Source organism: Sinorhizobium glycinis (assembly GCF_001651865.1).
Taxonomy (GTDB): Bacteria; Pseudomonadota; Alphaproteobacteria; order Rhizobiales; family Rhizobiaceae; genus Sinorhizobium; species Sinorhizobium glycinis.
The window spans coordinates 472,050-486,590 of record NZ_LPUX01000061.1; the positions used below are offsets into that span (position 1 = coordinate 472,050).

Consider the following 14,541-nt stretch of genomic DNA (forward strand, 5'->3'; position numbering starts at 1 on the left):
TTTTTCCCTTTATTCAAACAGCGAGACGGAAGGGGTTTTTCAATGATCATTGATGTCGCAGCCGATCCCGCAGCGGGGATCACTTCAGCTGTCGAGGCGCTCGGGAGGGGCGCTGTGATCGCGGTGCCGACCGAGACCGTTTACGGGTTGGCCGCCGACGCGACTAATGAATCCTCGGTATCCAAAATCTTCGATATCAAGCAGCGACCGAGCTTCAACCCGCTTATCTGCCACTGCTCCGATCTTGAGATGGTCAGCGAATTCGCGACCCTGGATCCGGTCAGTCTCCGTCTTGCGGAAAGGTTCTGGCCGGGGCCGATGACGTTGGTGCTCAACTCGAACCCCGGTAGGCTTCCATCCGTGACTACGGCCGGCCTGACCACCGTCGCCATCAGAATTCCCATGGGATTCAGCAATGGCTTGATCAGGTCCTATGGAAGGCCGCTGGCCGCCCCGAGCGCCAATATCTCGGGAAGAGTGAGTGCGACGACAGCAGCGCACGTCGAGAGCGAATTCGGCGATGGAGTACCGTTGATACTCGATGGTGGCCCGACGAAGATCGGCGTCGAGTCCACTATCCTGAGGGTCTGCGAAAATGGCATCGAGTTGCTTCGTCCTGGCGGCCTCCCGATCGAGCTCGTCGAGCATGCGGCAGGTCTTCAAGTCAGCGCCCCAAACCTTTCCCGCAAAGTGCTCGCACCGGGAATGCTGACATCGCACTATGCTCCGCGCGCGATGGTCAGGCTGAACGCCACGCGCGTCGGACCAGGCGAGACGCTCCTCAAGTTCGGCAATGCCATTGTTCCGGGCGAAGGGGCCTGCGCACGCGTTTTCAACCTGAGTCCGGAGGGCGGTCTCGAGGAGTTTGCGGCGAAATTGTATGCGACCCTCAAAGAGGCCGACGATGCCGGCGCGGAATCCATAGCAATCGTTCCCATACCGGACGAGGGCTTGGGGCTGGCGATCAACGACCGACTCCGGCGAGCTGCGGCGCCGCGAACCCTGACACTCGGCGAACTCGAGCAGGCGGCGGTTCGAAACAAGGAAGCCAGGTGATGCGAAGTTTCGGCGACGAGGCCATGGATTGTCCCCGGCGCCCGGTCACCGAGCAGCTTTTTGACGTGACGCACGTCCTTCCCGCTTCAAGGCAGCGTTCAGGCGGAATGGCGACCCGACGCGTCGCAGACGCCCGGCAGTTGCCAAGCGTCTTGAACTTCAAACTGCGGCCATAGCCGTCACATCAGGCCGACTACATCGTGGGGTACGTAGGGAGCTTCAAGCCGCTGGATTTCGTCGTCGGTCAATTTGACGGCCAGAGATCCCACCGCATCCTGCAGATGGCTTGGCTTGGTAGCTCCGATGATAGGGCAGGTCACGCCCTGCTTTTGCAGCACCCACGCCAACGCTATTTGCGCTTGAGGCAGGCCGCGTTCCACGGCGATCTTGGCAACTTCGTCCACCACGACCCGATCTGCGGCCGCGGCCTTCTCGTAGAACCTGCCGGTGACGTTGTCCGTTTCCGCGCGCTTGGACTGGGATCCGCTTCCCTTCGTGAGAATACCGCGTGCCAGCGGGCTGAACGTCATCACGCCGATGCCTTCGGCACGGCACAGCGGCAGCATCTCGCGTTCCTCCTCGCGATAGATAAGATTAAGATGAAGCTGCATTGATGCGAACGCAGCCCAGTTGTTGCGCTTTGAGATCTGGATCGCCGTTGCGAACTGCCACGCGTACATGTTGCTCGCGCCGATGTAGCGAACTTTGCCCGCCTTCACCACGTCATTGAGCGCCTCGAGCGTCTCCTCGATGGGCGTTTCGCTGTCCCAGAAATGCGTCTGGTACAGATCGATGTAGTCCGTTCCCAGGCGACGGAGACTGTTGTCGACCTCGGACAGGATTGCTTTGCGCGACAGGCCGGCGCCGTTGGGGCTGGCGTTCATCCGCCCGAAAACCTTGGTTGCCAAAACAATTTCGTCACGCCGGCCGTGTTCCTTCAACAGCTTGCCGACGATCTCCTCGCTGGTGCCGTCGGAATAAACGTTCGCCGTGTCGAGGAAATTGATCCCGGCATCCAGCGCTTGGTGGAAAAGCGGCCGCGCCTCGGCTTCGGCAAGCGTCCACTGGTGATTCCCCCTTTCAGGTTCTCCAAAGCTCATACAGCCCAACGCCAAACGCGAGACCTTAAGTCCAGTCGCTCCTAAGCGAACATATTGCATGTTTTCACTCCCTAAGGTATGAGGTATGATCATCTCTAGCAGAGACATGGCTGGGCGTCATTAAAAATTTTTGCGGAATGTTACTGATCTTCTCAAAATAACAAAAATTATGTGAGTTTGTAATTTCCGCTTGTGATTTTCAACAAAGCGCGCAACATAGCGTCCATCGAATTGATCATACCTCATACCTTTTGGGAGGAAGAGTTGACAGCAGTTTCGGTCCGCGATCTGGCAAACGCTATCCGCGTCCTATCAATCGATGGCGTGGAGGCGGCCAACTCCGGTCACCCCGGAATGCCGATGGGCATGGCCGATGCGGCGGCCGTTCTGTTCGGCAAGCACCTCAAATTCGATGCGAGCGAACCCGGCTGGCCGGATCGCGACCGGTTCGTCCTGTCGAACGGCCATGGCTCGATGCTGCTGTACAGCCTTCTCCACCTAACCGGTTACAAGGAGATGACCATTGAGGAGATCCGCAATTTCCGCCAGTGGGATTCGAAAACGCCAGGCCACCCGGAATACGGCCACACCGCCGGCGTCGAGACAACGACGGGGCCGCTAGGGCAGGGCATTGCGTCCGCGGTCGGCATGGCTATCGCCGAGCGGCGCCTGGGCGCGGAATTCGGCACTGCGCTCGTTGATCACCACACCTATGTCTTCTGTGGAGACGGATGCCTCATGGAAGGCGTAGGCCAGGAAGCTGCCTCGCTGGCGGGCCATCTTCAACTCGGCAAGCTGATCGTCCTCTACGACGACAATTCCATCACGATCGACGGTTCGACTGCGATAGCGTTTTCGGAAGACGTGCTTGCGAGGTTCGATGCATACGGATGGCACACGCAACGCGTAGATGGCCATGACGCTGAAGCGATCGACGCGGCGATCTTGAACGCGAAAGCGGAAACATCGAGACCGTCCCTCGTCGCGCTGAAAACCATCATTGGGTTCGGTTCTCCGTCAAAGGCAGGAAAGAGCTCGGTGCACGGCGCGCCGCTGGGCGCGAGCGAAGCCGCTGCGACAAAGACGGCCTATGGCTGGACGGCAGATCCTTTCGAGATTCCAACACCGATCCTGGAAACATGGCGCGCGATCGGCGCGAAGGGCGCGAAGTCCCGCAGAGAGTGGCAAGCGCGGCTCGAAGCAGCGGAACCGGACGTCAAAAGCGAGTTCGAGCGTCGCACCGCGGGATCGTTGCCGCCGCATTACGAGGAGACGGTGAACGCCGCCAAGGCGAAGCTGCTCGATAAGCCGCAATCAGTGGCCACGCGCAAGGCAAGCCAGATCGCCCTGGAGGCGCTGACGGAGTTGCTTCCCGAAATGATTGGCGGCTCTGCGGACCTTACCCACTCGAACTTGACGCGTGTTCCGGCCGTCGACAGCGATTTCACCGCCGTTAGAACCGGGCGTTATGTCAGCTATGGCGTGAGGGAGTTCGCAATGGCCGCCGCAATGAACGGCATGGCGGTTCATGGCGGCTTCATACCGTATGGCGGCACGTTCCTCGTATTCTCGGACTATTGCCGCAACGCCATTCGCGTGGCGGCTTTGATGGGAGCGCGCTCCATCTTCGTGATGACGCATGATTCCATCGGTCTCGGAGAAGACGGCCCGACCCACCAGCCCGTCGAGCATCTTGCCAGCCTCAGGGCGATGCCGAACTTGCATGTGTTCCGGCCCGCGGACACGATCGAAACGCTCGAATGCTGGGACATCGCGATAACCAGCAAGAACACGCCGTCCGTCCTGGCGCTATCGCGGCAGAATGTTCCCCAGCTCCGCTCGGAACGCGACGGCTCCAATCGCAGCGCGCGAGGAGCCTACGTGCTGCGGGAAGCCAGCAGGGAACGCGCGGTCACGCTCATCGCGACTGGAACGGAGGTAGCGCTTGCGATCCAGGCCGCCGAACAGCTCGAAACGAGACATATTCCAGCCGCGGTCGTCTCGATGCCGAGCTGGGATCTCTTCGAAAAACAGGCCAAGGACTACCGGCACGCGGTGCTGGGGGACGCGCCACGCATAGCGGTGGAAGCGCTCTCGAAGTTCGGCTGGACCAGGTATGTGGACAGCGAAGACGACGTGATTGGAATGTCCGGCTTTGGCGCGTCCGCGCCGGCGGAGACGTTGTACGAAAAATTCGGAATCACCCGCGACGCGATAGTCGCGCGCGCCGTTGCAAGGGTGAGGGGCGAAGAATGAGCACTCCGGCAACTCTCGCGAGCGACGAAGCCTCTTTCCGGCACGAGTCGGTCGATGAGTACCTCTCGACATGGGCGGGTGAGGACCGGTCGCGACAGCGCGTGACGGCACTTATCAACGGGGTCTTGGACGCAGCATGTCTTCTGTCGGAGCGTATTGCGACCGGTTCGCTGGAAGGCGATCCGGCGCGACTTGTCGGTTCCAATTCCGACGGAGATGCGCAAAAGGCCATCGACGTTGCTTCGCATGCGTTGTTCGTCGAGATTCTGGAACAGGCAGGGGCCGGACGGATCCTCTCCGAAGAGGCTGACGAGCCTGTTGTGTTCAAGGGTTCGGGGTTCGGTGTGGCTATCGATCCGATCGATGGTTCAGGCAACCTCGGACTGGGCGCCCCGGTGGGCACGCTCTTCTCGATCATTCCATTCACCGAGACTGAAGACCCGTTCTTGACTTCTGGCAGGCGGCAGGTCGCCGCCGGATATGTCTCCTTCGGCAACACGATCGACCTCGGCTTCTCCGTCGGAGACGGCATGCTGCTTGCAACGATGCATCCGCAGACCGGCGAGTTTTTGATTGTGAGAAGGCAGGTCCGGATACCGCCGGACACGTCGGAACTCGCTTTCAACGCTTCCGTTCACCGCCACCTTCCATCGGGTCTCAGCCTGTATGTCCAGGACTGCCTGGGGGGCAGGGAGGGACCGCGTGGCCGCGATTTCAATATGCGCTGGCTGGGGTCGGCAGTCGGAGAGCTCCACCGGATAGTGCTCAGGGGCGGTGTTTTCTTCTACGCCGCCGACAAACGACCGGGGTACCAAAATGGACGGCTTCGCCTGGTGTACGAGGCAAACCCGATCGCGTTTCTGATGGAGCAGGCCGGGGGGCGGGCGACGGACGGCATTTCAGCGATTCTGGACAGGGTCCCGACCTCCCACCATTGCCGCACGCCGCTCGTCTTCGGTTCGGCGACCGAGGTCGAACTTATCGCGAGCTATCTCAATTCCAATCCAACCAGCGAGTGAGATTTCATGGCCAGGATCACTCTCCGCCAACTGTTGGACGACGCCGCCGAGCACGGATACGGCGTCCCGGCGTTTAACATCAACAACATGGAGCAGGCGCTCGCCATCATGGAAGCGGCCGATGACACGGATTCGCCTGTCATTCTGCAGGCGAGCCGCGGCGCGCGGGCATATGTGAACGACATCATGCTCAAGCACATGATGGATGCGGTGACGGAGATCTATCCGCATATTCCCGTTTGCGTCCATCTTGACCACGGAAACGAACCGAGCACCTGCGTCACCGCGATTCAACACGGCTTCACTTCGGTGATGATGGACGGGTCGATCCGTGCTGACGGGAAGACGCCGGCGGACTGGGACTACAACGTAAGGGTCACAAAAAATGTCAGCGAGACGGCCCATTGGGCAGGCGTTTCGGTGGAGGGGGAACTTGGGGTTCTGGGCTCGCTCGAGACTGGCATGGGCGAAGCCGAAGACGGGCACGGTGTCGAAGGTAAGCTCGATCTGCATCAGCTTTTGACCGATCCCGACGAGGCCGCGAAATTCGTCGAGGAGACGAAGGTGGACGCGCTCGCCGTCGCAATGGGCACCAGCCATGGAGCCTACAAGTTCTCGCGCCGCCCGGACGGGGACGTCCTAGCGATGGATGTTATCGAGGCGATCCACCGAAAGCTGCCGAACACGCATCTTGTAATGCATGGTTCCTCGAGCGTCCCGGAGGAATTGCAGGAAATCTTCAATACCTTCGGTGGCCGGATGAAGCCGACTTGGGGCGTGCCGCTCGATGAAATCCAGCGGGGCATCCGGCATGGCGTTCGAAAGGTCAACATCGACACCGACTGCCGCATGGCCATGACGGGGCAGGTACGCAGAGTGCTTGCAGAAGACCCGACGGAATTCGACCCCCGCAAGTACTTGAAGCCCGCAATGACGGCGCTTTCGAAGCTCTGTCGCGAAAGATTCGAGGCCTTCGGAACGGCCGGACGCGCGAGCTCGATCAACGTCATCCCACTTGCAGAAATGGCGAAGCGGTATCGGGCAGGCTCGATATAGGCCGAGGCAACGGCGATTTAGAACGGAGATGTTTGTGAAGCGGGACGAGCGCAGGCAGCGAATCATCGACATGCTGGTCGAAAACAAGGCCGTCGGTCTCGACGAGCTTGCCGATCATTTTGCGGTCTCGAAGATGACGATCCATCGTGACCTCGACGACCTCGACCAGGAAGGAGTCTTACGGAAGGTCCGCGGTGGAGCGACGATCGACGCTGGGACGCGGTTCGAAAGCGACTTCCGAATTCGCGCGCGCCAAGATAACGCGGCCAAGATTGGAATGGCGCAGGCGGCTTTGGAACTGGTCGAGCCGGGTATGACGGTGATGGTCAACGACGGCTCGATGGCAGCGGTGCTCGGCGGGATGCTGCCGCAGAAGCGGCCGCTCACCCTAATCACCAACAATGCGGAGATCATGGAACGGCTGAAAGGCGAGTTCGGCATAACGCTGATAGCTCTCGGTGGCATGTATTCGGCGAAATTCAACGCTTATCTCGGCATCGTCACCGAGGATGCGCTTTCTCGGTTGAGGGCGGACATCGCCTTCATTTCAACCCCCGCCATGAGCGGCAGGATCGCCTATCACATGGACGACAATGTCGTGCGTGCGAAGCGCGCGATGATTTCGTCGTCGGTCAGGGCCTGCCTCTTGGTCAACCATCAGCGGTTCGGCCACACCGCCTTGAACGTGCTGGCAGACGTAGCTGAGTTCGATGCGGTTATCACCGATCGCGCGCCTGGAACTGCTGTTCTGGACGAATTTGAACGGGCGGGCATCAAGCTCACCATCGCATCGACGCAGGATCCGACATGACCGGCACATCGCGCTTCTGGATTGGCACCAGCTGGAAGATGAACAAGACGCTTGCGGAGGCCGAGCACTTTGCGCGGGGCCTCAAGGCCGCAGATGCGACGCGTGATCCGCGCATCCAGCGTTTCGTCATTCCGGCTTTCACCGTCCTTCGCGAGGTCAAGGCAATGCTCGCCCAAACCTCCGTAAAGGTTGGCGCGCAGAACATGCACTGGGCCGACCAGGGCGCTTGGACGGGCGAAGTCTCGCCGCTGATGCTGAAGGACTGCAATCTCGATCTGGTCGAACTCGGCCACTCTGAGCGGCGTGAACACTTCGGGGAGACCGACGAAACGGTGGGCCTGAAGACCGAAGCCGCCGTCCGGCACGGTCTTATTCCGCTTATCTGCATTGGTGAGACGCTGAGAGACCGCGACAGCGGTAACGCACCGGAAATCCTAGCCGCCCAGGTGCGCGGCGCGCTTTCGAAATTGGCCCCCGCGCAGAAGGAGGCCGAGGTCCTCCTTGCCTATGAGCCCGTCTGGGCCATCGGCGAGAAGGGCATCCCGGCAACCGCCGAGTACGCCGATGCGCGTCAGGCCGCAATTATCGCCGTGGCCGAAGAGGTGATCGGCCGAAAGATCCCCTGCCTCTATGGCGGGTCGGTCAATCCGCAGAACTGCGAAGAACTGATTTCGAGCCCGCACGTAGACGGGCTGTTCATCGGCCGTTCGGCATGGAGCGTCGAGGGGTACCTCGACATCCTTGCGAAATGCGCCGCCAAACTCTGAGGAGAAACAACAAATGAAAGTTGCCATTGCAGGAGACAGCGCAGGCGAAGGTCTCGCCAAGGTTTTGGCCGAACACCTGAAAGGTCGCTTTGACGTGTATGAAGTCTCGCGAACCGAGGCCGGTCCCGATCGGTTTTATGCCAATCTGTCGGAGCGCGTCGCCTCTGGCGTGCTCGACGGCATATACGACAAGGCCATTCTCGTTTGTGGAACCGGAATTGGCGTCTGCATCGCAGCGAACAAGGTTCCGGGCATCCGCGCCGCACTGACGCACGACACCTATTCCGCCGAGCGTGCTGCCCTTTCGAACAACGCGCAGATCATCACGTTGGGTGCACGTGTGATTGGACCGGAGCACGCTAAGTCGATCGCCGACACGTTTCTAGGCAAGACGTTCGACGAAGGCGGCCAGTCGGCGGGCAACGTCAGGGCGATCAACGACCTGGACAGCAAGTATCATCCCGGCGCGCCAAGTTCGAGCAGATAGACGTCGAACTGGGGGGACGGCGGCGAGCGCCTCGGGCAATTGGTAAGCACAAGGCAAACCTTGGGTCAGTATCGGGCGAGCACATTTGCTCCGAGTCGATGCCGTCGAGCAGGTAACAGAGATATCTCATGTAGGGAGGCGGCAGTGCGTATTGGGGCATTAAGAGAACGGTATCCAGAGGAAGCGAGAGTAGCGCTGACTCCCGAATCTGCCGTCCAATTAAGAAAATTGGGCCATAATTGCGTGGTCGAGGCGGGAGCTGGGAGCAGGTCGGGTATTTCAGATGATGCATATCGCTCCGTGGGCGTAGAGGTCGTGCCTGACGCGAGGGCTCTCATCGCAGCTTCCGACGTCGTCGTGAAAGTTCGCAGTCCCGAAGGGGATGAAGCGAAGAGCCTGAAAGATGGTCAAACGCTGATTTCCTTCCTGTGGCCGGCCCAGAACCCGGATCTTCTCGAGACCTTTCGGGACAAGAACATCACGGCCGTTGCCATGGACATGGTGCCACGCATCTCCCGTGCACAGAAAATGGACGCGCTGTCCTCCATGGCCAACATCGCCGGGTATCGCGCCATCATTGAGGCGGGCAACCAGTTCGGCCGCTTCTTCACTGGCCAAGTGACGGCTGCCGGCAAAGTGCAGCCGGCAAAGGTTCTCGTAGTTGGTGCCGGCGTAGCTGGGCTTGCAGCGATTGGTACGGCTGTCAGCCTCGGTGCCATAGTACACGCCTTCGATGTTCGTCCCGAAGTGGCCGAACAAATCGAAAGCATGGGTGCGAACTTTGTCTTCCTTGAATTCGAAGCAAACCAGGATGGCGCTGCAACGGGTGGCTATGCGGCGCCTTCCTCGCCGGAATTCCGCGAGAAGCAGCTTACGAAGTTCCGAGCCCTTGCGCCAGAAATAGATATTGTCATCACCACGGCGCTGATACCTGGTCGCCCAGCTCCCAAGCTCTGGCTGGAAGACATGGTTGCCATGATGAAGCCCGGCTCTGTCATCGTCGACCTGGCCGCCGAGCGCGGCGGCAACTGCGATCTAACCGTTCCCGATCAGCGTATCGTCTCGCCGAACGGTGTGGTCATCATCGGCTATACCGATTTCCCGAGCCGCATGGCGGCTCAGGCCTCCATCCTCTATTCGACGAACATCCGCCACATGCTGGCCGATCTCACGCCTAACAAGGATGGCGTGATCAACCACAACATGGAAGACGACGTTATTCGCGGCGCGACCGTGACCAAGGGCGGCGAGATCACCTATCCGCCACCGCCGCCGAGGATCCAGGCCATTGCCCCCGCCAAACCAAAGGAGAAGGTGAGGGAGCCGACAGCGGAAGAAATGCGGGCCGCGGAAGCCGCCGCCTTTCGCAAGCAAACGACCAGTCAGGTGGGGCTGCTCGTTATTGGTGCTCTGCTCCTAGCCTTGATCGGGTCCTATGTGCCGTCTGAGTTCATGGCGCACATTGTGGTCTTCGCTCTCGCTTGCTTCATCGGATTCTCGGTGATCTGGAACGTAAGCCATTCGCTGCACACCCCGCTGATGGCCGTTACCAACGCGATCTCTGGCATCGTGGTTATCGGGGCCCTTTTGCAGATCGGTTCGGGAAATTGGCTGGTCGTGATCCTCGCTGCACTGTCGGTTCTGGTCGCCACTATCAATATCGTAGGCGGCTTCATGGTCACCCGCCGCATGCTTGCCATGTTCCAAAGGTCGTGAGGGAGCGGCACCAATGAATCTTGGACTTGTATCAGCAACCTACCTTTTCGCTGCCGTTCTGTTCATCCTGTCGCTTGGGGGGTTATCAGGCCAAGAGAGCGCCAAGCGAGCTGTTTGGTATGGCGTGGTCGGGATGGTCCTGGCTGGCGGTGCCACCATCCTCTCGCCCGACGTCAGCTCTCTATCGCTGATTCTTCCTGTCATTCTCGTCGGCGCTGCGCTCGGTGCGATTGTTGCCAGGCGTGTGCAGATGACCGAAATGCCCCAGCTCGTCGCAGCATTGCATTCATTCGTTGGTCTCGCTGCCGTATTCGTCGGTTTCAACGCACATCTCCAGCTAGCGGATGTAGCAGGAATGAACGAAACGACTCGCGCAGGTCTGACGGGCTTTGCGAAAGTTTTGGCACAGAAGCTTGCGGACCCATCTGGTGTCTTAGTATCGATCATGAAGGTCGAGGTGTTCCTCGGCGTGTTCATCGGTGCGGTCACCTTCACGGGTTCGGTCATCGCATTCGCCAAACTCGCAGGCAAGGTTGATGGCAAGGCTATGAAGTTGCCGGGGGGCCATGTTCTCAATGCCGGCTGCGCGATCGCTTCGGTTATCCTCTTGGGGTTCTATTTTCAAAGTAATGATTTGTGGCCGCTCGCTGCCATGACCATTTTGGCTCTATTCATCGGTTATCACCTGATCATGGGCATTGGCGGAGCCGACATGCCAGTCGTGGTTTCCATGTTGAATAGTTACTCGGGCTGGGCAGCTGCGGCCATCGGTTTCACCCTCGGCAACGACCTCCTTATCGTCACTGGCGCTCTGGTTGGCTCATCGGGTGCAATCCTTTCCTACATCATGTGCCAGGCGATGAACCGGTCCTTCATCTCCGTCATCCTCGGTGGCTTCGGGAGTACGACGGCTCCGGCAACGGAAATAATCGGTGAACAGGTGGCCATCGATGCAGACGGAGTTGCAGCTGCGCTCAATGATGCTGACTCTGTCGTCATCATTCCGGGCTACGGCATGGCGGTGGCACAGGCTCAAGGTGCGGTTTCGGAAGTGACCCGCAAGCTGCGCAGTAAGGGCAAGAACGTACGCTTTGCAATCCACCCAGTAGCTGGCCGTCTCCCCGGTCACATGAACGTGCTGCTTGCGGAAGCGAAGGTGCCTTACGACATCGTTCTTGAAATGGACGAAATCAATGATGACTTCCCGGAAACGGACGTGGCGATCGTCATAGGCTCGAACGACATCGTCAACCCTGCAGCACAGGAAGACCCGAACTCTCCAATCTCCGGAATGCCGGTGCTCGAATGCTGGAAGGCAAAGCAGGTATTTGTGTCCAAGCGAGGCCAAGGCACTGGTTACTCGGGCATCGAAAATCCGCTGTTCTACAGGGACAACACGCGCATGTTTTATGGCGACGCCAAGTCCTCGCTCGAAAAGCTGCTTAGATTGATAGATTAAGTTCTTGGCATTCCCTCGCTCTGTGAACGTGAGCCGGGTCTCCCTCCGGTCTCATACAGAGCGTTTGCCCCGCAGGCATTGCCTGCGGGGTCTTTTTTACGGGCTGTATGCCAGTTGCTGGACCGTATTCTCTTTTGTGCCTGAGACACCAATCCATCATAGACAAGTAAATCTAAACTCAGGATTATTTGAACTGCGTCAGGTTAGCCTCGACACTCTTTCGGTTCTGGACCCCAACTTCGCAATTAAGAATGGACGAGGCAAACCAGATTGCCATGTTAGCCGAGCAGGCAATGCGGACTGGCTATCGGCGGCATCGCGTCCTTCGGGAACTGTAAACACAGCTCTTTTGGGTCGGCCCGTTGGCCGCGGAGATCGCCGAACACTGCTGTCCAATACCAATTGTGAGGCGTTCGTTGTCTGAATAGGACCACTTTAACTCGAATTAAAGGTATCAGGTATAAGGTTATACCACTTCTCAAGTGGAACTTCGATACTGCTGCATGACGCAGCACGGTTTGCCTGATAAGCGTCCACAGCCCGGAAAGATGGACTCGACGCTAACTCACCTCGTTCAATAAATTTGCTTCCAGCGGCGGAGGAATGATGCGCGATATTCGGGAATTTGGCGTGGCACTACGTTTGTCGATCGCTTTCGGGTTGCTGTTGTTCGCAATGGGAGTTCTGTCCCTTTCGTCAATCAGGCAGGTGAATGAGATAAACGCTAAGCTCAGCCTCATAAATGGGAGTAACAGCCAAAAATACCGGAACGGCATTGATATGCTCGGAACGGTCCGTGATCGAGCAATGGCATTGCGCGACATCGTTTTGACCGACTCAGATACGGATAAAGCGACGACAATCGCGATGATGAAAAAGCTGCAGGCGTCCTATGCCTCAAACTCCGCGAAATTGCAGAAGGCCGTAAATGCTGATGTCTTCAGCACTGCCGCTGAGCATCGTCTTGTTGATGGTCTGAAGGCATTTCAGAATGAAGCGGAACCACTAATCGCCGAAGTTATCAAACTGACACTGGATAGAAAAAAAGACCAGGCAAAGCCACTCCTCTTAAATCAACTTCGACCCAAGTTGACGGCATGGATTGGCGCTTTGAACAAATTAATCGATTACGAGCAAGCATTGAACCAGGGCGTAGGCGGCAAAGTCAAAGCGGCTTCTGACGAGTTTAAATCCCTGACCCTCACTGCGCTAAGTGTGGCTGCTTTGTTCGGGATATTTGCGGCAGCGCTCACTACCCGCTCAATCATAGCGCCTCTGGCGAAGCTGCAGCAGTCAGTCCGTCAAATGATAGCCGGCGACATGCAGATTGACCGAGTAATTGAGCGACGAATGGATGAAATCGGCCAGCTAGCTAGGCAGATATCCAGCCTTAAGACCCATCTCTCAGAAAAAGCTGAGCGCGATGCGACTGCCGAACATCATCGACAGGATGCTGAGCGGCAGCGTTTGGAGAAGGAAGCGGAAGAGCGCCAGCGGGCTGCCGAACAGACTAGTTCAGCCGTTGAGCAAGTTGCCGAAGCGTTGAAACAATTGTCGAAAGGCAATCTTCACATCCAGCTCGATCGGCCTTTCACGGAAGCTCTTGAGCCGCTCAGATTGGACTTCAATTCAGCGATCAGCCAGCTTCGTGATGCGATGTCCGAGGTGAACTATAATGCGCAGGCGATTGCTGCAGGTGCTGAGGAGATCCGTACGTCCTCGAGCGAACTCGCGACCAGGACGGAGCAACAAGCTTTAGTTGTTGAGCAAACGGCGTCGGTCCTCGCAGATATGACAAGGCAGGTGGTGGACGCAAGTCATAGAGCACACGAAGCAGGGGTCCTGGTCGGTGAAACCAAAGAGAATGTCGAGAGGTCAGGCACTATAATGCGCGATGCTGTTGAGGCTATGACGAAAATTCGGGCCTCTTCGGTTGAAATAGGCGATATCATCGGCGTTATCGATGAAATCGCGTCTCAGACAAACCTCTTGGCGTTGAACGCAGGCATTGAGGCGGCACGTGCTGGTGAGACTGGCCGTGGGTTTGCGGTGGTTGCGCAGGAGGTCAGAGACCTAGCGCAAAGGTCTGCGGCGGCCGCGAAAGAAATCAAGTCCTTGGTGGAGGTATCTAACCTACATATAAATGATGGGGTCCAGCGCGTGCATCAGGCCGGCAATGCGTTGGGACAAGTCGTTGTTCAGGTGCAGAGTGTTAATCAAAACGTCGACGCCATTGCTCAAGTTTCTCGCGTTCAAGCCGACGGGCTCAAGGACATCAATTTCTCAGTAGAAAAAATTGAATCAGCGACACAACAAAACGCAGCAATGGTGGAAGAGTCGACCGCTGCCGTCCACAATCTCGCGAAAGAGGCAGCCTCGCTTTTCGAGATGTTATCCAGGTTCCAGATGGACGACGGGCCAGGAAACACCAAGCGCATAGAAGGGCCCGCGTTCTCTTTGGCGGTAGCATCGTCGGCGTGATCTTGCAAAGCGGGTTTCCAAGTTCGCGACGTGACCTGCCACTGAGAATCTCCTCCAGACTGCCCTGTAATTCGAAAGATTGGACCAGGCGCCTCCTGATCCTCCGGCAGCCTCGATCGCCTTCGCCGCTGCCGTCCGCCTTCCAAACCTGGCCCGATCGGACGTGTCCTCCCAACGCGAAAACGTCCGCCAGCCCTGCTGCACACAATTGTCTCAAGAGGATTTCCATCCGCGGCGACAGGAATCTTGGGCTGACGCTTACGGGCCTATGGTCCGTTCAAAGCGACCTCTATGGTGGGTGCGCTCATAGGTCCTGCGACTCCGACTTCGAAG

Annotated in this window: 11 protein-coding genes; 10 read left to right on the plus strand and 1 reads right to left on the minus strand. The window is 58.3% G+C overall.

What is annotated here, in order from left to right:
* Positions 1-42: 42 nt before the first annotated feature.
* Positions 43-1,056: an L-threonylcarbamoyladenylate synthase gene (locus AU381_RS17750; RefSeq protein ID WP_064243044.1), complete on the plus strand. Its 1,014-nt coding sequence runs from the start codon at positions 43-45 to the stop codon at positions 1,054-1,056.
* A 179-nt stretch (positions 1,057-1,235) separates the two neighbouring features.
* On the opposite strand, the gene AU381_RS17755 is transcribed toward AU381_RS17750, so the two are convergent.
* On the minus strand, positions 1,236-2,216 hold the full coding sequence (locus AU381_RS17755) for an aldo/keto reductase (protein ID WP_064243045.1): 981 nt from the start codon (positions 2,214-2,216) through the stop codon (positions 1,236-1,238).
* A gap of 204 nt (positions 2,217-2,420) precedes the next feature.
* Between AU381_RS17755 and tkt the strand changes: the two genes are divergently transcribed.
* The 9 genes from tkt to AU381_RS17800 all read left to right on the plus strand — a co-directional run bounded on the left by tkt (position 2,421) and on the right by AU381_RS17800 (position 14,208).
* Positions 2,421-4,412 carry a transketolase gene (gene tkt, locus AU381_RS17760; protein ID WP_064243142.1) on the plus strand — a complete coding sequence of 664 codons (1,992 nt, stop codon included), beginning with the start codon at positions 2,421-2,423 and terminating at the stop codon, positions 4,410-4,412.
* Positions 4,409-5,431: a class 1 fructose-bisphosphatase gene (locus AU381_RS17765; protein ID WP_064243046.1), complete on the plus strand. Its 1,023-nt coding sequence runs from the start codon at positions 4,409-4,411 to the stop codon at positions 5,429-5,431. The genes tkt and AU381_RS17765 overlap by 4 nt, the downstream gene beginning before the upstream one ends.
* 6 nt (positions 5,432-5,437) lie before the next feature.
* Positions 5,438-6,487, plus strand: coding sequence for a class II fructose-bisphosphate aldolase (gene fba / locus AU381_RS17770; protein ID WP_064243047.1), 1,050 nt, complete (start codon positions 5,438-5,440; stop codon positions 6,485-6,487).
* A 34-nt stretch (positions 6,488-6,521) separates the two neighbouring features.
* Positions 6,522-7,298, plus strand: coding sequence for a DeoR/GlpR family DNA-binding transcription regulator (locus AU381_RS17775; protein WP_064243143.1), 777 nt, complete (start codon positions 6,522-6,524; stop codon positions 7,296-7,298).
* A complete protein-coding gene (locus AU381_RS17780) occupies positions 7,295-8,065 on the plus strand; it encodes a triose-phosphate isomerase (protein ID WP_064243048.1) in 771 nt (256 codons plus the stop codon). Before AU381_RS17775 ends, AU381_RS17780 begins: the two co-directional genes overlap by 4 nt.
* 13 nt (positions 8,066-8,078) lie before the next feature.
* Positions 8,079-8,552, plus strand: a complete 474-nt coding sequence (derI, locus tag AU381_RS17785) for a D-erythrulose-4-phosphate isomerase (RefSeq protein WP_064243049.1) — start codon at positions 8,079-8,081, stop codon at positions 8,550-8,552.
* A gap of 144 nt (positions 8,553-8,696) precedes the next feature.
* On the plus strand, positions 8,697-10,268 hold the full coding sequence (locus AU381_RS17790; RefSeq protein WP_064243050.1) for a Re/Si-specific NAD(P)(+) transhydrogenase subunit alpha: 1,572 nt from the start codon (positions 8,697-8,699) through the stop codon (positions 10,266-10,268).
* Between the two features lie 13 nt (positions 10,269-10,281).
* Positions 10,282-11,727, plus strand: coding sequence for an NAD(P)(+) transhydrogenase (Re/Si-specific) subunit beta (locus AU381_RS17795; RefSeq protein WP_064243051.1), 1,446 nt, complete (start codon positions 10,282-10,284; stop codon positions 11,725-11,727).
* Between the two features lie 606 nt (positions 11,728-12,333).
* Positions 12,334-14,208, plus strand: a complete 1,875-nt coding sequence (locus AU381_RS17800) for a methyl-accepting chemotaxis protein (protein WP_064243144.1) — start codon at positions 12,334-12,336, stop codon at positions 14,206-14,208.
* Positions 14,209-14,541: the final 333 nt, after the last annotated feature.

What these genes read in the sequence shown, in the direction of transcription:
- fba (WP_064243047.1), top strand. Translation starts at nt 5,438, where the DNA reads ATGGCCAGGATCACTCTCCGCCAACTGTTGGACGACGCCGCCGAGCAC.
- AU381_RS17765 (WP_064243046.1), top strand. Translation starts at nt 4,409, where the DNA reads ATGAGCACTCCGGCAACTCTCGCGAGCGACGAAGCCTCTTTCCGGCAC.
- AU381_RS17795 (WP_064243051.1), top strand. Translation starts at nt 10,282, where the DNA reads ATGAATCTTGGACTTGTATCAGCAACCTACCTTTTCGCTGCCGTTCTG.
- AU381_RS17750 (WP_064243044.1), top strand. Translation starts at nt 43, where the DNA reads ATGATCATTGATGTCGCAGCCGATCCCGCAGCGGGGATCACTTCAGCT.
- AU381_RS17780 (WP_064243048.1), top strand. Translation starts at nt 7,295, where the DNA reads ATGACCGGCACATCGCGCTTCTGGATTGGCACCAGCTGGAAGATGAAC.
- AU381_RS17800 (WP_064243144.1), top strand. Translation starts at nt 12,334, where the DNA reads ATGCGCGATATTCGGGAATTTGGCGTGGCACTACGTTTGTCGATCGCT.
- derI (WP_064243049.1), top strand. Translation starts at nt 8,079, where the DNA reads ATGAAAGTTGCCATTGCAGGAGACAGCGCAGGCGAAGGTCTCGCCAAG.
- AU381_RS17755 (WP_064243045.1), bottom strand. Translation starts at nt 2,216, where the DNA reads ATGCAATATGTTCGCTTAGGAGCGACTGGACTTAAGGTCTCGCGTTTG.